This window comes from Enterobacter cloacae complex sp. OE43NF (assembly GCF_023544405.1).
In the GTDB taxonomy this organism is placed as follows: domain Bacteria; phylum Pseudomonadota; class Gammaproteobacteria; order Enterobacterales; family Enterobacteriaceae; genus Enterobacter; species Enterobacter cloacae.
In genome coordinates, this window is the sequence record NZ_JAMJFW010000016.1 from 21,708 (window position 1) to 42,902 (window position 21,195).

The window sequence follows — 21,195 nt, forward strand, 5'->3', positions numbered from 1 at the left end:
AAGGGGAGTTCACCTTAGGGTGCTCCCCGCTGCCTGATTTGTCGCCTGGGCTTCAAATCGAAATCTTTTTCCCGCCCGTGACACGTGCCGTTGATGTTTGACCATCCGCACCGTACAGCCCGGGCTCTTTATGCGGCTTTAACACCTCAAGCGCTTGCTGATTACGCTCAATCTGGCCTTCCAGCAGCCAGCCGTTGTGCTGATTGAGATGGCGCAGATGCTGGGTTTTTTCTGTAATGGTCTGCCAGCGTTCTACAATATCGTCATTCGCACTGCGCTTAGGATCTTGCTCAGCGCGACGCTGTTGTTCCAGATAATCCAGCGTCGCCAGAAGCGAACTTTTATCTTCCGTAATACGCTGCAACGCGCTGCCGTTGATCTGACCGGAAGAGAGGTGCTGTTGCTCCGCGTCCATGACCGTTTTCAGGTCGTTCAGGACAACCGTCATTTGATCCAGTATTTCTGACAGTCGACTCATACGGTTAGTTACTCTGTAAGAAACTCTGTGCTTCCTGAATCAGGGCGTCAGCAATTTTGCTGGTATCCATCTTCAGCTCACCATTACGAATAGCCGTTTTCAGCGCTTCCACGCGTTCCATATTGATATCGCTGCTGCCTGGCTGCATCAGTTTTGCCTGAGCATCGCTCAGGGTGACGCTGGTGCTGTTGTACGTTGACGGTTTTTCCACACGCGTTTTCTGCGGCGTGGCGTCATTCGTTTCGCGAGGCTGTACAGCGCTTACCGGCTTCAGGGCTGATGTACGATCAATGCTCATAGTGTTGTCCTCATCGAGGGTTCGCGGCGTTGGCGCCTGACATCATCATTAGTTGATTATTTATCGGCAGTCGCAGCGATTTCTTTAAAAAGATTATAGGTTAATCAGAATATTCCCATCAGAATCGACGGTTCCGCTAACCACCTGGCCTGAGGACATCCTGACGCGGGCATTTTGCGCCACCGCGGCATTGTTTAATGCCTTCCCTTCACTGTTTATCTGAAAACCATCGCCGTTGGCCACCACCATCACCTGCTGACCCGCTTTAACCCGCCATGCCTGACGCAGCATGGAGAGCTGTATCGGCTGGCCTGGCGCGACATCACGCAGGCTGACGGCATCCTGTGCCTGGTTAATGTCAAGCATGGTGCGCGGCGGAAGCTGATCCAGACGACCGCGTTTCAGAGTCACACTGCTGGCGTGCAACATGCTGCCGCGAGCAATGGGAACGGCGGCCACAACATAATTGCCCGTCGCCTGTACCGCAACCTGTAAATAGCGTTTTTCACCCGGACAGCGCGCCAGCACGTTCACGTTCCCCCACAGTTTTGTGGTGCCCGTTACGCTGAACGACGGCTGCTCACAGGAGGGATAGAGATTAGGTGGCGTGCGCACGGTGACGTTGACTTCATCGCTAAAGCCCGCCAGTTGCTGAGCAAAGAAAGCCGTCAGTTGATCCTGTACTTCAGCCTGTACCAGGGGGCTGAAAAGCAGGGCCGTAGCCACCAGGCCGCGTTTTAACGTTTGCATCGCACATTCCACCGTTACCCGAATTGAGAGGATTCTACCTGGAGTGGTTTTGCATCAACGGAATAAATAGCGACGCATTTTGCGCTTATTCCGTCGATAGGGGTGACGGGGTGAGATTTAAGCTGTGAACTGAAATTTTGCCATCAGCGGAGGAGACATGCTCGATAAACTCGACGCCGCGTTACGTTTTCAGCAGGAAGCGCTCAATTTACGCGCCCAGCGGCAGGAGATTTTAGCCGCCAATATTGCCAACGCCGATACGCCAGGGTATCAGGCGCGCGATATTGATTTTTCCAGTGAGCTTAAAAAAGTGATGGAGCGTGGACGTGCAGAAGGGAGCGGTGTCGCGCTCGCTCTGACCTCCTCACGCCATATTCCTGCTCAGGCGATGACGGCGCCCAGGACCGATTTACTTTATCGCATTCCCGACCAGCCTTCACTCGACGGTAACACCGTGGATATGGACCGGGAGCGTACGCAGTTTGCCGATAACAGCCTGAAATACCAGATGGGCCTGACCGTACTCGGCGGACAGATCAAAGGCATGATGAACGTCCTGCAGGGGGGCAACGGATAAATGGCCTTGCTGAATATTTTCGATATCGCCGGCTCGGCGTTAACCGCGCAGTCCAAGCGCCTGAACGTGGCTGCCAGTAACCTGGCGAACGCCGACAGCGTGACCGGACCTGATGGACAGCCTTATCGTGCAAAGCAGGTGGTGTTCCAGGTGGATGCTGCACCAGGCGCGGCGACGGGCGGGGTGAAAGTCTCTGACGTGGTGGAAAGCCAGGCACCGGACAAGCTGGTGTATGAGCCCGGCAACCCGCTGGCGGATGCGAACGGCTACGTGAAAATGCCAAACGTGGATGTGGTGGGGGAGATGGTGAACTCCATGTCCGCCTCACGTAGCTACCAGGCAAACGTCGAAGTGCTTAATACCGTGAAGAGCATGATGCTCAAAACCCTCACTCTCGGCCAGTAAAGGAGACATGCATGTCCATCGCCGTTAATGTGAATGATCCAACGAACTCGGGTGTCAGTGGCGCCAAAAGTTCGACGGGTTCCAGCTCCCTGACGGGAAGTAACGCCTCCGATCTGCAAAGCAGCTTTCTGACGCTGCTGGTGGCACAGCTGAAGAACCAGGATCCCACCAACCCCATGCAGAACAACGAACTGACCACGCAGCTTGCGCAGATCAGTACCGTCAGCGGCATTGAGAAACTCAATACCACCCTCGGCTCTGTTTCCGGGCAAATTGATAACAGCCAGTCCCTGCAGGCTGCGAGCCTGATTGGTCACGGGGTGATGATCCCGGGCACCACGATCCTGGCGGGCACCAGCACCACCGAAGGCAATACGACCACCACCACCACGCCGTTTGGCGTTGAGCTGCAGCAGGCGGCCGACAAAGTCACCGCGACGATCACCGACGCTACCGGCGCCGTGGTTCGCACGATTGATATCGGCGAACTGAAGGCGGGCGTTCATACCTTTACCTGGGATGGCAGCCTGGCCGACGGCACCAAAGCGCCAAACGGTTCTTACAAAGTGGCAATCAGTGCCAGCAATGGCTCTACCCAGTTGGTGGCTCAGCCGCTGCAATTTGCGCTGGTCCAGGGCGTCATTAAAGGTAGCGATGGCAACAAACTGGATTTGGGTACTTCTGGTACCACCACACTCGACGAAGTTCGGCAGATTATCTAAGCCTTAACACTTATCAGGAGTAAGTCATGGCCTTTTCTCAAGCGGTCAGCGGCCTGAATGCTGCGGCCACCAACCTGGACGTCATTGGCAACAACATCGCCAACTCCGCGACCTATGGTTTTAAATCCGGTTCTGCTTCATTTGCAGATATGTTTGCCGGTTCCAAAGTGGGTCTGGGCGTAAAAGTTGCAGGCATTACCCAGGACTTTACCGACGGCACCACCACCAATACCGGTCGTGGCCTGGACGTTGCCATCAGCCAGAACGGTTTCTTCCGTATGGTCGATGCTAACGGCTCGGTGTTCTACAGCCGTAACGGCCAGCTCAAGCTGGACGAAAACCGTAACCTGGTGAACATGCAGGGGATGCAATTAACCGGTTATCCGGTTGCCGGGACGCCATCAACGGTTCAGACCGGTGCGAACCCACAGCCTATTAATATCCCGACCACGCTGATGGCCGCGAAGGCCACCACCACGGCTTCCCAGCAGATTAACCTCAACTCCACCGATACCGCACCGACCACCGCCTTTGATCCGGCCAACCCGGATACTTACAACAAAAAAGGTACGGTCACCGTCTTTGACAGCCAGGGTAATGCGCACAACATGAACCTGTTTTACGTCAAAGATGCGACCCCGGCTAACTCCTGGAAAGTGTATGCCCAGGACGGTAGCGTGGCAGGCAGCACGGCCTCTCTCGCCACGACGCTGACCTTCAACAACAACGGTACGCTGATCGGCGGTGGCAACATCAACCTGACTACTGCGACCATTCCTGGTGCCACGCCTGCGACCTTCGCCATGAGTTTTGCGAACTCCATGCAGCAGAACACCGGTGCGAACAACATCGTTGGAACCAGCCAGAATGGTTTTAAACCGGGCGACCTGGTGAGCTACCAGATCAACGACGACGGCACCGTGGTCGGTAACTACTCCAACGAACAGACCCAGGTTCTGGGCCAGATCGTGCTGGCAAACTTCGCCAACAACGAAGGTCTGAAGTCTGAAGGTGACAACGTCTGGTCTGCCACGCAGTCCTCCGGCGTCGCGCTGCTGGGTACCGCGGGTTCCGGTAACTTCGGTACGCTGACCAACGGTGCGCTGGAAGCCTCTAACGTCGACCTAAGTAAAGAGCTGGTGAACATGATTGTCGCGCAACGTAACTATCAGTCGAACGCGCAGACCATCAAGACCCAGGATCAGATCCTCAACACGCTGGTTAACCTGCGTTAAGCGGCTAACAGGAAAGCGCAATGGATCACGCAATATATACCGCGATGGGCGCGGCAAGTCAGACGCTCAATCAGCAGGCCGTTACCGCCAGCAACCTGGCGAACGCCTCTACGCCGGGGTTCCGCGCACAGCTCAATGCGCTGCGTGCGGTGCCGGTAGAAGGGTTGTCCCTGCCGACGCGTACGCTGGTGACCGCCTCCACGCCGGGTGCAGACATGACGCCAGGGCAGATGGATTACACCGCCCGTCCGCTGGACGTTGCTCTGCAGCAGGACGGCTGGCTGGCCGTGCAAACGGCAGACGGCGGCGAAGGCTATACCCGCAACGGTAATATCCAGGTCAGTGCCACAGGCCAGTTGACGATTCAGGGGCACCCGGTAATGGGTGAAGCGGGTCCGTTGACGGTGCCGGAAGGCTCAGAGCTGACCATCGCCGCAGACGGTACCATCTCTGCCTTGAACCCCGGCGACCCGGCCAATACCGTTGCGCCCGTCGGGCGTCTGAAGCTGGTCAAAGCGGATGGCAAAGAGGTGCAGCGTGGTGATGACGGTATGTTCCGTCTGACCCAGGCGGCTCAGGCCACCCGTGGCGCCACGCTTCAGGCCGACCCGACCATTCGCGTGATGTCCGGTGTTCTGGAAGGCAGCAACGTCAAGCCGGTCGAAGCCATGACCGACATGATCGCCAGCGCCCGTCGTTTTGAAATGCAGATGAAGATTATCAGCAGCGTTGATGAAAACGCGGGCAAAGCTAACCAACTTCTGGCTATGAGTTAACAGGACTCCTTATGATCAGTTCTTTATGGATCGCGAAAACTGGCCTGGACGCGCAGCAAACCAATATGGATGTGATTGCCAACAACCTGGCAAACGTCAGCACCAATGGTTTCAAGCGTCAGCGTGCCGTTTTCGAAGATTTGCTTTACCAAACCATTCGTCAGCCGGGTGCACAGTCCTCTGAGCAAACCACGCTGCCGTCAGGTTTGCAGATCGGTACCGGTGTTCGTCCGGTCGCCACCGAGCGTCTGCACAGCCAGGGCAACCTGTCTCAGACCAACAACAGCAAAGACGTCGCCATTAAAGGCCAGGGTTTCTTCCAGGTGCAGTTGCCTGACGGGACCTCTGCCTATACCCGTGACGGCTCGTTCCAGGTCGATCAGAACGGCCAGCTGGTCACGGCCGGTGGTTTCCAGGTTCAGCCTGCTATCACGATCCCGGCGAATGCCCTGAGCATCACCATCGGGCGTGACGGCGTGGTGAGCGTCACCCAGCAGGGACAGGCCGCGCCTGTTCAGGTGGGGCAGCTCAACCTGACCACCTTCATGAACGATACCGGTCTGGAAAGCATTGGCGAGAACCTCTACACCGAAACGCAATCCTCCGGTACGCCGAATGAGAGCACCCCGGGCCTGAACGGGGCAGGGCTGCTGTATCAGGGTTATGTGGAAACCTCGAACGTGAACGTGGCGGAAGAGCTGGTGAATATGATCCAGGTCCAGCGCGCGTATGAAATTAACAGTAAAGCAGTGTCGACGACCGACCAGATGCTGCAGAAACTGACGCAACTCTAAGGTGCAGCCCGGTGCGGTGAACGCCGCACCGGCTCCCTGTTTTCGAAGATGAAGGCAATGCAAAAAAACGCGGCGTTTCGTTATCCGATTCTGACTGTTCTGGCCGTCACCCTTAGCGGATGTGCCTGGATCCCGTCTAAACCATTGGTCCAGGGTGCGACGACCGCCCAACCCGTTCCTGGCCCTGCGCCAGTGGTGAACGGCTCCATTTTCCAGACCGCGCAGCCGATCAACTATGGTTATCAGCCGCTGTTTGAAGACCGTCGCCCGCGTAACGTCGGCGATACCCTGACCATTGTGCTGCAGGAGAACGTCAGCGCGAGCAAGAGCTCGTCGGCGAATGCCAGCCGCGATGGCAAAACCAATTTTGGCTTCGATACCGTACCGCGCTATCTGCAGGGACTCTTCGGCAATGCACGTGCGGATGTTGAGGCGTCTGGCGGCAATACCTTTAACGGTAAAGGTGGCGCGAACGCCAGCAATACCTTCAGCGGCACGCTGACGGTAACGGTTGACCAGGTGCTGGTTAACGGCAATTTACATGTGGTGGGTGAAAAACAGATCGCCATTAACCAGGGCACTGAATTCATTCGCTTCTCCGGTGTGGTTAACCCTCGCACCATCAGCGGCACCAACACCGTTCCGTCCACCCAGGTGGCGGATGCGCGCATTGAGTACGTCGGTAACGGCTATATCAACGAAGCGCAAAATATGGGCTGGCTGCAGCGCTTCTTCCTTAATTTATCGCCGATGTAAGCGAGGTGACCCATGTTTAAATCGATCTTCGCCGTGGCGCTGATGCTGGTGGCAACATTTGCCCAGGCTGACCGCATTCGCGATCTCACCAGCGTTCAGGGCGTGCGTGAAAACTCCCTCATTGGCTATGGTCTGGTGGTTGGCCTGGATGGCACGGGTGACCAGACCACCCAGACGCCATTCACCACCCAGAGCTTGAACAACATGCTGTCCCAGCTCGGTATCACCGTACCGGCGGGCACCAACATGCAGTTGAAAAACGTGGCGGCGGTAATGGTAACCGCTTCCTACCCGGCGTTTGCGCGTCAGGGGCAGACCATCGATGTGGTGGTTTCCTCCATGGGTAACGCCAAAAGCCTGCGCGGCGGTACGCTGCTGATGACTCCGCTGAAAGGGGTGGATAGCCAGGTTTATGCCCTGGCGCAGGGTAACATTCTGGTGGGCGGCGCGGGGGCCTCTGCAGGCGGCAGCAGCGTGCAGGTCAACCAGCTGAACGGCGGGCGTATCACTAACGGTGCAATCATTGAGCGTGAACTGCCGACCCAGTTCGGCGCGGGGAATACCATCAACCTGCAGCTGAACAACGAAGATTTCACCATGGCGCAGCAGATCGCCGACACCATCAACCGCAGCCGCGGCTATGGCAGTGCGACGGCGCTGGACGCCCGTACCGTGCAGATCCGCACCTCAACGGGCGGCAGCAACCAGGTGCGCATGCTGGCCGATATCCAGAACATGGAAGTGAATGTCCCTGTTCAGGATGCCAAAGTGATCATCAACTCCCGTACCGGTTCGGTGGTGATGAACCGTGAAGTGTCGCTGGACAGCTGCGCCGTGGCGCAGGGTAACCTCTCGGTAACGGTCAACCGCTCCGCCAACGTCAGCCAGCCGGATACCCCGTTTGGTGGTGGGCAGACGGTGGTAACGCCGCAAACTCAGATCGATTTGCGTCAGAGCGGGGGCTCGCTGCAGAGCGTACGCTCCAGTGCCAACCTCAACAGCGTGGTGCGTGCCCTGAATGCCCTGGGGGCAACGCCGATGGATCTGATGTCTATTCTGCAATCCATGCAAAGTGCGGGCTGTCTGCGCGCCAAACTGGAAATCATCTGATGCTGACCGATAGCAAACTGTTGACCAGCGCGGCCTGGGATGCCCAGTCGCTTAACGAACTGAAAACCCAGGCAGGCAAAGACCCGGCGGCGAATATCCGCCCGGTCGCCCGCCAGGTGGAGGGGATGTTTGTACAGATGATGCTGAAGAGCATGCGTGAAACCCTGCCTAAAGACGGCATGTTCAGCAGTGATTCAACGCGCCTGTATACCAGCATGTATGACCAACAGATTGCGCAGCAGATGACCGCCGGTAAAGGGCTCGGTCTGGCTGACATGATAGTCAAACAGACCGAAGCCGCGCAGGGGATCCAGCCGAAGGATGAGCCGCAGCAGGTGCCGATGAAGTTCGACCTGCAAACGGTGACCAGCTATCAGAACCAGGCGCTGACGCAAATGGTGCGTAAAGCGATACCGAAGGCGACGGTGAGCAGCGATGAGCCGCTCTCCGGCGACAGCAAGGACTTCCTGGCACAGCTTTCGCTGCCGGCCCGTCTTGCCAGTGAACAGAGTGGGGTACCACATCACCTGATTCTGGCGCAGGCCGCGCTGGAATCGGGCTGGGGTCAGCGCCAGATCCGTAAGGAAAACGGCGAGCCGAGCTTCAACATCTTTGGCGTGAAGGCGAATGCCAGCTGGAAGGGGCCGACAACGGAGATCACTACCACCGAATATGAAAACGGTGCGGCGGTGAAGATCAAAGCAAAATTCCGCGTTTACAGCTCTTATCTGGAAGCGTTGTCCGATTATGTAGGCCTGTTGAGCCGCAACCCGCGTTATGCCGCCGTTACGCAGGCGGCTACGCCTGAGCAGGGCGCGCAGGCCCTGCAAAATGCGGGCTATGCCACCGATCCGAACTATGCGCGTAAGCTCACCAGCATGATTCAGCAGCTTAAATCGATGGGCGAGAAAGTCAGCAAAGCCTATAGCACAGATATCGAAAATCTGTTCTGAAACTTCTCAAGTCCCGGTGGAGGCTGCCGATAACTTTCATCAGGACTCGTGTCTGAACGAATAAAAGGAACCTCCATGTCCAGTTTGATTAACAGCGCCATGAGTGGCCTCAGTGCTGCTCAGGCGGCACTCAATACCGTCAGTAATAACATTTCAAGCTATAACGTGGCAGGTTACACCCGCCAGACGACCGTGCTGGGTGCGTCTAACAGCACGCTGACCGGCGGTGGCTGGGTGGGCAACGGGGTGTATGTGTCTGGTGTGCAGCGTGAATATGATGCTTTCATCACCAACCAACTGCGCGCCGCGCAAACGCAGAGTAGCGGTCTGACGACGCGCTATCAGCAGATGTCAAAAATTGACGATGTGCTCTCTGATTCCACCAACTCACTTTCGACGACGCTTCAGGATTTCTTTAAAAGCCTGCAAACGCTGGTGAGCAACGCGGAGGACCCGGCCGCAAGACAGACGGTGCTGGGAAAAGCGGATGGTCTGGTCAATCAGTTTAAAACGAACGACCAGTATCTTCGCGATCAGGATTCTCAGGTTAATACCGCCATCGCTTCAAGCGTTGAGCAGATCAACAACTACGCAAAACAGATTGCGAATCTGAACGATCAGATTTCACGTCTTACCGGCGTAGGGGCAGGTTCATCGCCAAATGATCTGCTGGATCAGCGCGATCAACTGGTGAGTGAGCTGAACCAAATTGTGGGTGTTGAAGTGGCTGTTCAGGACGGTGGCACCTATAACGTCTCCTTTGGCAACGGTTACAGCCTGGTGCAGGGGAGCAAAGCAAACCAGTTAGCTGCGGTGAAATCCAGCGCCGATCCGACCCGGACGACTATCGCCTACAGCGATGAGGTGTCCGGCAACGTCGAAATTCCCGAGAAAATGATCACCACCGGTTCTCTGGGGGGCTTGTTTACGTTCCGCTCAGAAGATCTGGATAAAGCGCGCAACAACCTCAATCAGCTGGCACTGGCCTTTGCGGACGCGATGAATAAGCAGCATGAAGCCGGGTTTGATGCCAATGGCGATGCCGGTGGCAAGCTGTTCGACTTTGGTTCGCCAGCCGTGGTAACCAACAGTCGCAATACCGGTACGGCCGCAATGACGGCCACTGTGGCAGACAGCACCAAAGTGCAGGCCACCGATTATAAGCTGCAGTTTAACGGCACCGACTGGACTATCACCCGTTCGGATAAAACCAGCTTCACCATGGCCCCGGACGCAAGTGGCAATCTCTCCTTTGATGGCCTGAGCGTCAACGTGACCGGTAGTGCGAACGCCAAAGACAGTTTCATCGTCAAGCCTGTTTCTGATGTCATCGTCAATATGGAGCTCAAGTTCAAAGATGAGTCCAAACTGGCTATGGCATCCGCAAGCAACGGCGGCGAGAGCGACAACCGCAATGGCCAAAAACTGCTCGATCTGCAAAACAGTAAGGTTGTTGGCGGCAATAAGACTTTCAACGATGCCTATGCTTCCCTCGTCAGTACGGTTGGCAGCTCAACCGCCGCGCTGAAAACCAGCAGCGAAACGAAAGCGAATGTGGCGACGCAACTGACTAAGCAGCAGCAGTCCATCTCTGGGGTAAACCTCGACGAAGAGTATGGCAACCTGCAGCGCTATCAGCAGTATTACCTTGCCAATGCGCAGGTGTTACAAACTGCCAGCACGCTTTTTGATGCAATTATCAATATTCGCTAAGGCTGAGGTGAAAAATGCGTATTAGCACCCAGATGATGTACGACCAGAACATGCGGGGAATCACCGATTCCCAGAGCAAGTGGCTGAGCTACGGTGAGCAAATGTCCACCGGCAAGCGTGTTAACCGTCCGTCGGACGATCCTATTGCGGCGTCACAGGCGGTTGTGCTGTCACAATCTCAATCCCAGAATAGCCAGTTTGCCCTGGCGAGAACGTTCGCCACGCAAAAAGTCTCTCTGGAAGATAACGTGTTGAGCCAGGTTAACGCGGCAATTACCAGTGCGAAAGAGAAACTCGTTAACGCAGGAAATGGCACGTTAAGTGATGACGATCGTCTGTCACTGGCGAGTGACTTGCAGGGTATCCGCGATCAGCTGATGAACCTGGCAAACTCAGCGGATGGTAATGGTCGGTATATTTTTGCTGGCTATAAGACCGAAGCGCCACCGTTTGATTCCGTTACCGGTGATTACAACGGGGGAACTCAGGCCATCTCTCAGCAGGTTGATACCGCCCGTAATATGGTGATTAGCCACACTGGTCAGCAGATCTTCGAAAGTATTACCAGTAACGCCAAAGAACTGCCTGGCGGCGGTTATGGCGAGACGAATATGTTCAAGATCCTCGACTCGGCGATTTCCGCGCTCAAGGTTCCTGTTGATAACGACTCTGCGGCGGCGGAAGTGCAGAACAAAGCGATTTCTGATGCACAGATCGGCATCACCAATACCCAGAACAATGTCCTTACCGTCGTGGCGGATGTGGGTACCAAGATGAACGAACTGGAAAAACTCGATAACCTGGGCGATGACCGTGCGCTGGGGCAGACTCAGCAGATGAGCGATTTGGTGGATGTTGACTGGAACAGTGCCATTTCTTCTTACATTATGCAGCAGGCTGCCTTGCAGGCGTCCTATAAAGCGTTTAGCGATATGCAGGGTATGTCGCTGTTCCAGTTGAACAAATAACATCTATACCTCTTAGAACATGTCTTGAAACTGGGCATGTTTTGACTGCCCAATCCGTCTGGATTGGGCATTTTTTTTTAGGGTATGTCTGCCTGCACGGAGCTGACGCGAGCGCTCTCAATCAGGCGGATGACCAGCGCAATGACGCCGCATACCGTCGCAAGCGCGACCACCCCAGTCCATCCTGCCAGCGTATAGATATTACTGCCCAGCGCAGAGCCCAGTGCCATGCCGATGAAGATTACCGTAAAGAGCAGGGCGTTCAGGCGTCCACGGGCCTGCGGCTCAAGGCTATACACCAGATTCTGATGCGCCACCAGGCTTGACTGCAGACCCAGATCGAACCCGACGGCGGAGAGGGCAATCAGGATGAGCTGTCCATGAAGGCCCAGCGCGGGCATCAGGAACATCAGGGCAAATGAGACGGTCACGAGAAGCGCACCGAGCTGCGTGACTTTTCCGGCACCCAGCTTATCGGCCAGACCTCCCGCCAGCGGGGCGGCTAACGCACCTGCAGCACCTGCAATACCAAATCCCCCCGCGACCGCACTTCCTAAGTGATAACGTTCCAGCAGCATCACTGCCAGCGTGGACCAGAAGGCGCTAAAGGCAATCGACAGAAAACCCTGAGCCAGCGCCGCGCGGCGCAGAGCCGGATAACGACGCCACAGGTGTTCCATAGAACGCAGCAGCGCCGGATAGCTCAGGGTGGAGTGGATGGCAAACCGCGGGAGTACGGCCCACATAACAACGCCGATAAACGCAATGCTTGCGGCAGCCAGCTGGTACATGACGCGCCAGCCAAAAGCCTCACCTACCACGCCGCTGACGGTTCGGGAGAGCAGAATACCCAGCAACAGACCGGTCATCACCGTACCGACGGTTTTCCCCTGTTTGCCTTCCGGCGCAAGGATTGCCGCGGCAGGGACGATATCCTGCGCCATGGTGGCGGCCATGCCAATAAGCAGACTTGCCAGCAGCAGGGAGTGGATTTGTCCGGTCAGGCTACAGCCAAGCAGAAATAGCGCCAGGGCTGCACTTTTTATCAGGATCAGTGTTCTGCGGTCGTGTCGGTCGCCGAGCGGCAGCAGGAACAGGATCCCCAGAGCATATCCCGCCTGGGTAAGCGTCGGGACCATGCTCATTCCTTCGATACTCAGGTGCAGGTCAGCGCCCATCAGCGGCAGCAGAGGCTGAGCATAATAGATGGATGCCACACTGAAGCCCGCGCCGAGCGCCAGCATTAAGATGACCCAGCGGCTTACGGCATGGGCGGCGGATGTTGTGTTCATAAGATGTTCCTCATTCATCGTGTGTGGCTATTTTTTATCAGCACGCCTTGCAGCGGTAGCGGGCCCGGTGGTAAAACGCTTATACGTTTAGCGTATAGGAAAAAAGATGATGAAAAGAGTTGAACGTATAGACAGGGTGGAGTTAATGCGCACGTTTGTTCGTATTGTTGAGGCCGGGTCCCTCTCTGCGGCGGCACGGCAGCTGTCAACCACCCAGGCCACGGTGAGCCGACGGTTGCAGTCGCTTGAGACGATGCTCGGCGTGCGCCTGATATTGCGCACTACCCACACGACGCGTCTGACGGATGACGGCGAGCGCTGCTATCAGCACGCCCGTCGGGTGATTGACAGCTGGCTGGCACTGGAAGATGAGGTAGGGCAGACAGAAGACGAACCGGTAGGCGTCCTGCGGGTACGCGCCCCGCACGCGTTTGGTCAGGATCAGCTCCTGAAACCGTTAACCGAATTTCTGCAGCGTTATCCGCAGCTTTCTATTGAGTGGATGCTCAACGACCGGTCGGCTGACTTTCTCGGCGACAACCTTGACTGTGCGATTCGGGTGGGCATGGAGGTTGACCCGGCGACCGTGTCCGTGCTGCTGGCTGAGGTGCCGCGCTCGGTGGTGGCTTCTCCGGCATTGCTGGCCCGTTTTCCGGCGGTTAACACCCCGGAAGATTTGCAGCAGCTTCCCTGGATAGCCATCAGCTCTTTCTACCAGCGCCATGTGGAGCTTTTTCACGATGCCTCGCCAGCCACCGCGCGCGTGGCGATTACTCCCCGCCTCAGTACCGACAGTCTGTATGTCGCACGCAATACGGCTATCACCGGGCTTGGCGTGGCGGTGGTATCAAGCTGGACAGTGCAGGACGATATTCGGGAAGGGCGGCTGGTGCATTTACTGCCCGAGTGGCAGCCGGCGGCGTTACCGGTGCATCTGGTTTACCCCTGGTCCCGCTACTATCCGGCGCGCTTGCGGCGTTTTCTGGAGTTGATGCGGCAGATCATGCCGGAGGTCACTGGAATGAGAAAGCCGCTACCGCAGCCATAAAAAAGCCGACCCGAAGGTCGGCTTTCACACTTAGCGTGCGTTATTCAACTGACTGCGGACGGGTTGCTGGTGCAGTAGCCTTGTGCGTAGCACTGTGACCACCGGCAGCACCTTTACCTTCGAAGTTGAACTCCGGGCGAACCCAGTCGCTGTGACGCGGTGCTTCAGGCACATACTCAGGCGCAGGGGCGCGAGTCATCGGTGCTGTGGCAACGTGCGCAGGCGCGACGGCAACCTTCACCGGCTCGGGTTTCACTTCCGGCGCTTTCGCTTCTTCAACAACAGGTTCAACCTGAATCTCAACGTCCTGCACAACCTCTTCGGTCGTGGTTTCAACGATAGTTTCAGCAGTTTCTTCCACTGCGGCTACAGGTTCAGCCTCTTCAGCGACTTCTTCAGCCACCACGGCATCTTCTTCGGCAATAAGCTGCGGCGTGGCATCAACCGGGGCGGCAATCACTTCTGGATGGGTGGTTTCGACGTCCACAGCGTGAGGTGCTTCAGTTTCAACAACCTGTGGTTCAACCACGGTTGCCGCTGCCGTTACAACCTCTTCTGCCGCTGCTGCTGGTGCTGGTGCTGGTGCAATCACCTCTTCGGTCACTGCCTGTTCTTCAACAGCCTGTTCCGGGCGAGCAACAGGGTAGCGGATCCAGACTTTACCGGATGCCATTTCAGGTGACGCGCACGCCACGGTCATTGGCATTGGGGACTGCGTTGGGTAACGCTCGTCACGGTAGCGACGACGACGCTGACCGCTCACGCGCAGATGACGCGGAGAACGGCGCGAGCGACGCGGCATACCCGCGTTGTCACGGTTTTCACCGTTTTCATCCTGCTCTACCTGATTTTCCACGACGGCCGGGAGGTCAACTTTCGCAACCTGCGTACCCGTTGTGGTTTCTGTCACTTCGGCTGCGACAGCTGCGGTTTCTTCTGCCTGAACAGCACCGACGCGCACTTTCTGAGACAGCTGGCGCTGCTTACGACGTGGCATAACCTGAGTACGTTCTTCCTGCTCGGTCTCCTGCTGCTCAGCAGGCTCTTCGCGATTCAGGTTTTTAACGTCCTGCTGCGCCTGGCGTTTTTCGTCGTTACGGCGACGGTTACGCTCACGGCGAGGCTGCTGCTCGTCGCGCTGTTTGCTCTTCTCGGACTCATCGCCCGCCTGCTGGCGAATTTCACGATCTTCAACGTTCTGCTGTTGTTTCTCGCGACGATTGCGACGGTTGTCTTCGCGTTGCTCACGGCCTTCATTGTTGTCTGAACGGTTGTCACGACGCTCGTTACGGTCGCTGCGGTCATTACGATCGCGGCGGTTGTTCTGACGCTTACGACGGTCCTGTTGACGCTCAGGTTTAACCGCTTTAGGTTCTTCTTTCGGCTGCTCTGGCTGAACTTCTTCACCTGCGAACATTTTCTTCAGCGCGCCAAAGAAACGGCTCAGCAGACCCGGTTGTGCTGGCTCGGCTTTTGCCGCCACTGCCGATTTTTGTGCCGCAGGTTTAGCCGCTGGTTTTCCCAGGGCACTTTCTGGCGGAGCTTCCGGCATGATGAAGGTCGCTAACGCAGGCTGTTCTGGCAGTTTACGCTCGGCTGGCTCTTCATCAGATGGCAGCGCCATCTCTTCTTCATGCAACTTCGGCAGCAGGTAGCTGAGCGTGCTGGTCTCTTCGCCTTTACGGACACGCAGCACGTGATAGTGCGGCGTTTCCATCTGGTCGTTTGGCACGATGATGCAGCGAACACCGCCCTGGCGCGCTTCAATGGCACTCACCGCGGCACGTTTTTCGTTCAGCAGGTAGGAGGCAATTGGCACCGGAACAATGGCGTGAACCTCTTTAGTGTTCTCTTTCAGCGCTTCTTCTTCAATCAGACGCAGAATGGAGAGAGACAGAGATTCGTTATCACGAACGGTCCCGGTACCGGAGCAGCGCGGGCAAACGTGATGGCTGGATTCGCCCAGAGACGGGCTCAGGCGCTGACGGGACATCTCCAGCAGGCCAAAGCGTGAAATATGGCTAATCTGGATACGCGCACGATCCTGGCGCACCGCTTCGCGCAGACGGTTTTCAACCGCACGCTGGTGACGAACAGGGGTCATGTCGATAAAGTCGATAACAATCAGACCACCCAGGTCGCGCAGGCGGAGCTGGCGGGCGATTTCATCAGCGGCTTCAAGGTTGGTGTTGAAGGCGGTCTCTTCGATATCGCCGCCGCGCGTCGCACGTGCGGAGTTGATGTCGATTGCGGTCAGCGCTTCTGTGGTATCGATAACGATAGAACCGCCGGATGGCAGACGGACTTCACGCTGGAAGGCGGACTCAATCTGGGATTCAATCTGATAGTGGCTGAACAGCGGGATTTCGCCGGTGTACAGTTTGATTTTGCTGGTGAAGTCCGGACGACCCAGTGCGGCGATGTGCTGGCGAGCCAGCTCAAGCACTTTCGGGTTGTCGATGAGAATTTCACCGATATCCTGACGCAGATAGTCGCGGAAGGCACGTACAATAACGTTACTTTCCTGGTGGATCAGGAACGGAGCAGGGCGGCTTTCTGCTGCTTTCTGGATAGCTTCCCAGTGCTTCAGACGGAAGCTTAAGTCCCACTGCAGGGCTTCGGCAGATTTGCCCACACCGGCGGTACGCACGATAAGACCCATGCCATCCGGCAGTTCAAGACTGGCCAGCGCTTCTTTCAGTTCGGTACGGTCATCGCCTTCGATACGGCGAGAGATACCACCCGCACGCGGGTTGTTTGGCATCAGTACCAGATAACTTCCCGCCAGGCTGATAAAGGTTGTCAGTGCGGCACCTTTGTTGCCGCGCTCTTCTTTATCAATCTGAACAATCACTTCCTGACCTTCACGCAGAACATCTTTGATATTCGGGCGGCCATGAGCGTTGTAGTTAGCAGGGAAATATTCGCGGGCGATTTCTTTCAGAGGGAGGAAACCATGACGCTCAGCACCGTAATCGACAAATGCAGCCTCAAGGCTTGGTTCAATGCGGGTGATTTTACCTTTGTAAATGTTCGCTTTTTTCTGTTCGTGTCCAGGACTTTCGATATCCAGATCGTACAGGCGCTGCCCATCCACAAGGGCGACACGCAACTCTTCTTGCTGAGTTGCGTTGATTAACATTCTTTTCATCGTAACTTACTCGTTATTCTTACATTGACGACAAAGCTGCGGGCAAGGTGACGCTTTCCGGGGTATGAACCGATGGCCTCGTGTCTATTCACGTCGCCAACCTCACGGTTGTCGCTCGCTTAAGAGGCGCAGAGTGTCGGTTGCCTGTGTTTCATACGGAAACACAGCGCAATTATCAGGGGAATTGCCTGGGTAGAACTCTCCAGAGAACAATCCTTATACCGGGAAGTACTGCAACCCGCAGCCCGCTAACTGCCTGAAAGATCAATACGTCTTACGCCATTGCTGCGTGGATGATCGGTCAGACAAAATTGGTCATTCCGTCGACATCCTTACAAAACCCGGATTTAACGCGGAAAACGGCTTCATTATTCCACTGCTCGCCGGGTTATAGCAAGATGACTTTTACCAATTATCACCCGGTTACTCACAGTTTCTTCACTTCAGGATGGTGATTGGTTTAATAACCACCAAATCGATTGCGCGAAACCGGGGCAGGCCGGATAAAAGTAAATATAAGCATAGAAAAATGAGTGGCGCTAATGCCTGACGATATTTAGAATCGCCAACCATGAAAACAGAGACTCCAGCCGTAAAAATGGTTGCTATCGCCGATGATGAAGCGGGGCAACGTATCGATAACTTTTTGCGCACCCAGCTGAAAGGGGTACCAAAAAGCATGATTTACCGCATCCTGCGTAAGGGCGAGGTGCGGGTTAACAAAAAACGCGTGAAGCCTGAGTATAAGCTCGAAGCCGGTGACGAAGTGCGTATCCCGCCGGTGCGTGTTGCCGAACGTGAAGAAGAGGTCGTGTCGCCTAAGCTGCAGAAGGTGGCCGCCCTGAGTGATGTGATCCTGTATGAAGATGACCACATCCTGGTGCTGAATAAACCGTCGGGTACGGCGGTACACGGCGGCAGCGGTCTCAGCTTCGGCGTGATTGAAGGGCTGCGCGCGCTGCGCCCGGAAGCCCGTTTCCTCGAACTGGTTCACCGTCTCGATCGTGACACCTCTGGCGTGCTGCTGGTCGCCAAAAAACGTTCAGCCCTGCGCTCGTTGCACGAGCAGCTGCGCGAAAAAGGGATGCAGAAAGATTATCTGGCGCTGGTGCGCGGTCAGTGGCAGTCCCACGTGAAAGTGGTGCAGGCCCCGCTGTTGAAAAATATTTTGCAAAGCGGTGAGCGAATCGTTCGCGTCAGCCAGGAAGGTAAACCGTCTGAGACGCGCTTTAAAGTGGAAGAGCGCTATGAGTTTGCCACCCTGGTGCGCTGTAGCCCGGTGACGGGCCGAACCCACCAGATTCGCGTGCATACCCAGTTTGCGGGTCATCCGATTGCGTTTGACGATCGCTATGGCGACAGGGAATTTGATAAGCAACTGGCGGGGACGGGGCTGTCGCGTCTGTTCCTGCATGCGGCAGCGCTGAAGTTTACCCATCCGAATACCGGCGAGACTATACGTATTGAAGCGCCGCTGGATGAGCAGTTGAAACGCTGCCTGAAAGTTCTGCGCGGCTAAGGTAAAAGTTAAACGGCAACGGAGTTGCCGTTTTTAATGTTTGCACCCTCTCCCTGTGGGAGAGGGCCGGGGTGAGGGCATCAGGCCGCAACGGTCACGCCGTCAGCGGATTACACGCTTCGCGTCTTAACATCTGGCACAGCGCAATCAGCGGTAAGCCCACCAGCGTGTTCGGATCACGCCCCTCCAGCTTTTCGAAGAGCGCAATCCCAAGACCTTCACTTTTAAAACTGCCGGCGCAGTTCAGCGGCCGTTCACGACGCACATAATCTGTGATTTCTTGCTCGCTCAGGTGTCGGAAGTGAACATCAAACGGTTCGCATTCGGTCTGCAGGTGGCCCACGGCGGAGTTGTAGAGCGCGAGGCCGGTATAAAAGGTAACAATATTGCCGCGCGCCTGCATAAGCTGTTTACAGGCATTCTCTTCGGTGTGTGGCTTACCGGTGATGACACCATCCAGCACGCAAACCTGATCGGAGCCTATAATCAAATGCGAAGGGTATTGTGCGGCAAGCGATTGTGCTTTCTCTTTCGCCAGACGCGTTACTAAATGACGCGGCGACTCGCCAGGTTGTGGCGTCTCGTCAACGTCCGGCGCGGCACACACAAACGGGATCCCGAGCTTTTCCAGCAACATTCGGCGGTAGGGAGAAGTGGAAGCGAGAACGAGATTTGGCATATTTTTATCACCAGATATAGCGTATCGATGCCAGCCATTTTAAACTACAGGCCGCAATGTGTGCGAATAATTGGCAAAAGGCAGCCCTGGTTGCCTTTTTCTTTGACTATATGACGTTACAAAGTTAATATGCGCGCCCTATGCAAAAGGTAAAATTACCCCTGACTCTTGATCCGGTTCGTACGGCTCAAAAACGCCTCGATTACGAAGGTATCTATACTTCCGATCAGGCTGAGCGTATTGCCGAATCCGTAGTCAGTGTGGACAGTGATGTGGAATGCTCCATGTCGTTCGCTATCGATAACCAGCGCCTTGCCGTTTTAACCGGTGATGCAAAGGTGACGGTAACGCTCGAATGTCAGCGTTGCGGGAAACCGTTCACACAGCACGTTCACACAACGTATTGTTTCAGTCCGGTTCGTTCTGACGAACAGGCTGAGGCACTCCCGGAAGCGTATGAGCCGATTGAGGTTAACGAATTCGGTGAAATCGATCTTCTGGCTCTGGTTGAAGATGAAATCATCCTCACCTTGCCAGTGGTTCCGGTGCATGATTCTGAACACTGTGAAGTGTCCGAGGCGGACATGGTCTTTGGGGAACTGCCTGATGAAGCGCAAAAACCAAACCCATTTGCCGTATTAGCCAGCTTAAAGCGTAAGTAATTGAGGAGTAAGGTCCATGGCCGTACAACAGAATAAACCAACCCGTTCCAAACGTGGCATGCGTCGTTCCCATGACGCGCTGACTGCAGTTACCAGCCTGTCTGTAGACAAGACTTCTGGTGAGAAACACCTGCGTCACCACATCACTGCTGACGGTTTCTACCGCGGCCGCAAGGTTATCACTAAGTAATCACGCGTTTGCGTGATTAGGCTTAGTGAGGAACTCCCCGTGCAAACGGGGAATTTACCGAACCAGGCTGCGACGATACCTTGACACGTCTAACCCTGGCGTTAGATGTCATGGGAGGAGATTTTGGGCCTTCCGTGACAGTGCCTGCAGCATTGCAGGCACTGAATTCTAATTCGCAACTCACACTTCTTTTAGTCGGCAATCCCGACACAATCACGCCATTACTTGCAAAAGCTGACTTCGAACAACGTTCACGTCTGCAGATTATTCCTGCGCAGTCAGTTATTGCCAGTGATGCCCGGCCATCGCAGGCGATTCGCAATAGCCGTGGCAGCTCTATGCGAATGGCGCTGGAGCTGGTAAAAGAAGGACGTGCGCAGGCCTGCGTCAGCGCGGGGAATACCGGCGCGCTGATGGGGCTGTCGAAATTACTGCTCAAGCCTATTGAGGGCATTGAGCGTCCGGCGCTGGTGACGGTACTCCCGCATCAGCAAAAGGGCAAAACGGTGGTGCTCGATCTGGGCGCTAACGTCGATTGTGATAGTACAATGCTGGCTCAGTTTGCCGTGATGGGGTCGGTGCTGGCAGAAGAAGTGGTCGGGATCAAGACTCCCCGTGTTGCGTTACTGAACATAGGTGAAGAAGAGACCAAAGGCCTGGACAGCATTCGTGAGGCTGCCGAATTGCTTAAACAGGTTCCCTCCATCAACTATATTGGTTATCTCGAAGCCAATGAGTTGCTGACGGGGAAAACGGATGTTCTGGTGTGTGATGGCTTCACTGGAAACGTGACGTTGAAGACCATGGAAGGGGTTGTGCGAATGTTCCTTTCTCTCCTCAAATCGCAGGGAGAAGGTAAAAAAAGCGCCTGGTGGCTGATTTTATTAAAGCGTTGGTTACAAAAAAGCCTGACGCGGCGATTCAGTCACCTCAACCCCGACCAGTATAATGGCGCCTGTCTGTTAGGATTGCGCGGCATTGTGATCAAGAGTCACGGTGCCGCCAATCAGCGAGCATTTACTGTCGCCATTGAACAGGCAGTGCAGGCGGTGCAGCGACAAGTCCCTCAGCGGATTGCCGCTCGCCTGGAATCTGTATTAGCTAAAAGTGACTGAGCGT

22 protein-coding genes are annotated in these 21,195 nt (G+C 55.8%); 16 read left to right on the plus strand and 6 right to left on the minus strand.

What is annotated here, in order from left to right; translation table 11 throughout:
• Nucleotides 1-52 precede the first annotated feature (52 nt).
• The 3 genes from flgN to flgA all read right to left on the minus strand — a co-directional run bounded on the left by flgN (nucleotide 53) and on the right by flgA (nucleotide 1,526).
• A complete protein-coding gene (flgN, locus tag M8370_RS09745; RefSeq protein WP_028027944.1) occupies nucleotides 53-478 on the minus strand; it encodes a flagella biosynthesis chaperone FlgN in 426 nt (141 codons plus the stop codon).
• Between the two features lie 4 nt (nucleotides 479-482).
• Entirely contained in the window at nucleotides 483-776 is a 294-nt protein-coding gene (gene flgM / locus M8370_RS09750; RefSeq protein WP_250020840.1) for a flagellar biosynthesis anti-sigma factor FlgM, read from the minus strand.
• A gap of 93 nt (nucleotides 777-869) precedes the next feature.
• Nucleotides 870-1,526, minus strand: a complete 657-nt coding sequence (flgA, locus tag M8370_RS09755) for a flagellar basal body P-ring formation chaperone FlgA (protein ID WP_013097140.1) — start codon at nucleotides 1,524-1,526, stop codon at nucleotides 870-872.
• 157 nt (nucleotides 1,527-1,683) lie between these two features.
• Between flgA and flgB the strand changes: the two genes are divergently transcribed.
• From flgB to flgL, 11 genes are all read left to right on the plus strand, one after another.
• Nucleotides 1,684-2,103 (plus strand): flagellar basal body rod protein FlgB, encoded by a 420-nt coding sequence (gene flgB / locus M8370_RS09760; protein ID WP_250020842.1) that lies wholly within the window; start codon nucleotides 1,684-1,686, stop codon nucleotides 2,101-2,103.
• Entirely contained in the window at nucleotides 2,104-2,508 is a 405-nt protein-coding gene (gene flgC, locus M8370_RS09765) for a flagellar basal body rod protein FlgC (protein WP_013097138.1), read from the plus strand.
• 11 nt (nucleotides 2,509-2,519) lie between these two features.
• Complete coding sequence (flgD, locus tag M8370_RS09770) at nucleotides 2,520-3,230, plus strand: flagellar hook assembly protein FlgD (protein WP_013097137.1); 711 nt, start codon at nucleotides 2,520-2,522, stop codon at nucleotides 3,228-3,230.
• Between the two features lie 26 nt (nucleotides 3,231-3,256).
• On the plus strand, nucleotides 3,257-4,465 hold the full coding sequence (gene flgE, locus M8370_RS09775; RefSeq protein ID WP_250020843.1) for a flagellar hook protein FlgE: 1,209 nt from the start codon (nucleotides 3,257-3,259) through the stop codon (nucleotides 4,463-4,465).
• Nucleotides 4,466-4,485: 20 nt separating this feature from the next.
• The gene (locus M8370_RS09780) at nucleotides 4,486-5,241 is read left to right on the plus strand and encodes a flagellar basal body rod protein FlgF (RefSeq protein ID WP_013097135.1); all 756 of its coding nucleotides are present in this window, start codon (nucleotides 4,486-4,488) and stop codon (nucleotides 5,239-5,241) included.
• Nucleotides 5,242-5,252: 11 nt separating this feature from the next.
• Nucleotides 5,253-6,035, plus strand: a complete 783-nt coding sequence (gene flgG / locus M8370_RS09785; RefSeq protein ID WP_008500810.1) for a flagellar basal-body rod protein FlgG — start codon at nucleotides 5,253-5,255, stop codon at nucleotides 6,033-6,035.
• A gap of 57 nt (nucleotides 6,036-6,092) precedes the next feature.
• Nucleotides 6,093-6,791, plus strand: a complete 699-nt coding sequence (gene flgH / locus M8370_RS09790) for a flagellar basal body L-ring protein FlgH (protein ID WP_003857987.1) — start codon at nucleotides 6,093-6,095, stop codon at nucleotides 6,789-6,791.
• Nucleotides 6,792-6,803: 12 nt separating this feature from the next.
• Nucleotides 6,804-7,901: a flagellar basal body P-ring protein FlgI gene (locus tag M8370_RS09795; protein ID WP_013097134.1), complete on the plus strand. Its 1,098-nt coding sequence runs from the start codon at nucleotides 6,804-6,806 to the stop codon at nucleotides 7,899-7,901.
• Nucleotides 7,901-8,854 carry a flagellar assembly peptidoglycan hydrolase FlgJ gene (flgJ, locus tag M8370_RS09800; protein ID WP_020689612.1) on the plus strand — a complete coding sequence of 318 codons (954 nt, stop codon included), beginning with the start codon at nucleotides 7,901-7,903 and terminating at the stop codon, nucleotides 8,852-8,854. The genes M8370_RS09795 and flgJ overlap by 1 nt, the downstream gene beginning before the upstream one ends.
• 75 nt (nucleotides 8,855-8,929) lie before the next feature.
• On the plus strand, nucleotides 8,930-10,567 hold the full coding sequence (flgK, locus tag M8370_RS09805; protein ID WP_062934265.1) for a flagellar hook-associated protein FlgK: 1,638 nt from the start codon (nucleotides 8,930-8,932) through the stop codon (nucleotides 10,565-10,567).
• A gap of 14 nt (nucleotides 10,568-10,581) precedes the next feature.
• Complete coding sequence (gene flgL / locus M8370_RS09810) at nucleotides 10,582-11,535, plus strand: flagellar hook-associated protein FlgL (RefSeq protein WP_013097131.1); 954 nt, start codon at nucleotides 10,582-10,584, stop codon at nucleotides 11,533-11,535.
• 77 nt (nucleotides 11,536-11,612) lie between these two features.
• On the opposite strand, the gene M8370_RS09815 is transcribed toward flgL, so the two are convergent.
• Nucleotides 11,613-12,827 (minus strand): MFS transporter, encoded by a 1,215-nt coding sequence (locus M8370_RS09815; protein WP_250020845.1) that lies wholly within the window; start codon nucleotides 12,825-12,827, stop codon nucleotides 11,613-11,615.
• Between the two features lie 109 nt (nucleotides 12,828-12,936).
• On the opposite strand from M8370_RS09815, the gene M8370_RS09820 reads away from it, so the two are divergent.
• Nucleotides 12,937-13,875, plus strand: coding sequence for a LysR family transcriptional regulator (locus M8370_RS09820; RefSeq protein WP_250020883.1), 939 nt, complete (start codon nucleotides 12,937-12,939; stop codon nucleotides 13,873-13,875).
• Between the two features lie 40 nt (nucleotides 13,876-13,915).
• Here M8370_RS09820 and rne read toward each other — a convergent pair whose 3' ends face one another.
• On the minus strand, nucleotides 13,916-17,026 hold the full coding sequence (gene rne / locus M8370_RS09825; protein ID WP_250020846.1) for a ribonuclease E: 3,111 nt from the start codon (nucleotides 17,024-17,026) through the stop codon (nucleotides 13,916-13,918).
• Nucleotides 17,027-17,597: 571 nt separating this feature from the next.
• Between rne and rluC the strand changes: the two genes are divergently transcribed.
• The gene (gene rluC, locus M8370_RS09830) at nucleotides 17,598-18,545 is read left to right on the plus strand and encodes a 23S rRNA pseudouridine(955/2504/2580) synthase RluC (RefSeq protein WP_028028073.1); all 948 of its coding nucleotides are present in this window, start codon (nucleotides 17,598-17,600) and stop codon (nucleotides 18,543-18,545) included.
• Between the two features lie 94 nt (nucleotides 18,546-18,639).
• Here the strand turns inward: rluC and M8370_RS09835 are convergent, their stop codons facing one another.
• The gene (locus M8370_RS09835) at nucleotides 18,640-19,224 is read right to left on the minus strand and encodes a Maf family protein (RefSeq protein WP_028028074.1); all 585 of its coding nucleotides are present in this window, start codon (nucleotides 19,222-19,224) and stop codon (nucleotides 18,640-18,642) included.
• A gap of 140 nt (nucleotides 19,225-19,364) precedes the next feature.
• Here M8370_RS09835 and yceD point away from each other — a divergent pair, with 140 nt between their 5' ends.
• From yceD to plsX, 3 genes are all read left to right on the plus strand, one after another.
• Nucleotides 19,365-19,886, plus strand: a complete 522-nt coding sequence (gene yceD, locus M8370_RS09840; RefSeq protein ID WP_013097124.1) for a 23S rRNA accumulation protein YceD — start codon at nucleotides 19,365-19,367, stop codon at nucleotides 19,884-19,886.
• Between the two features lie 16 nt (nucleotides 19,887-19,902).
• Complete coding sequence (gene rpmF / locus M8370_RS09845; RefSeq protein ID WP_003857964.1) at nucleotides 19,903-20,076, plus strand: 50S ribosomal protein L32; 174 nt, start codon at nucleotides 19,903-19,905, stop codon at nucleotides 20,074-20,076.
• Nucleotides 20,077-20,156: 80 nt separating this feature from the next.
• Nucleotides 20,157-21,191 (plus strand): phosphate acyltransferase PlsX, encoded by a 1,035-nt coding sequence (plsX, locus tag M8370_RS09850; RefSeq protein ID WP_060578773.1) that lies wholly within the window; start codon nucleotides 20,157-20,159, stop codon nucleotides 21,189-21,191.
• The last annotated feature ends 4 nt before the right edge of the window (nucleotides 21,192-21,195 follow it).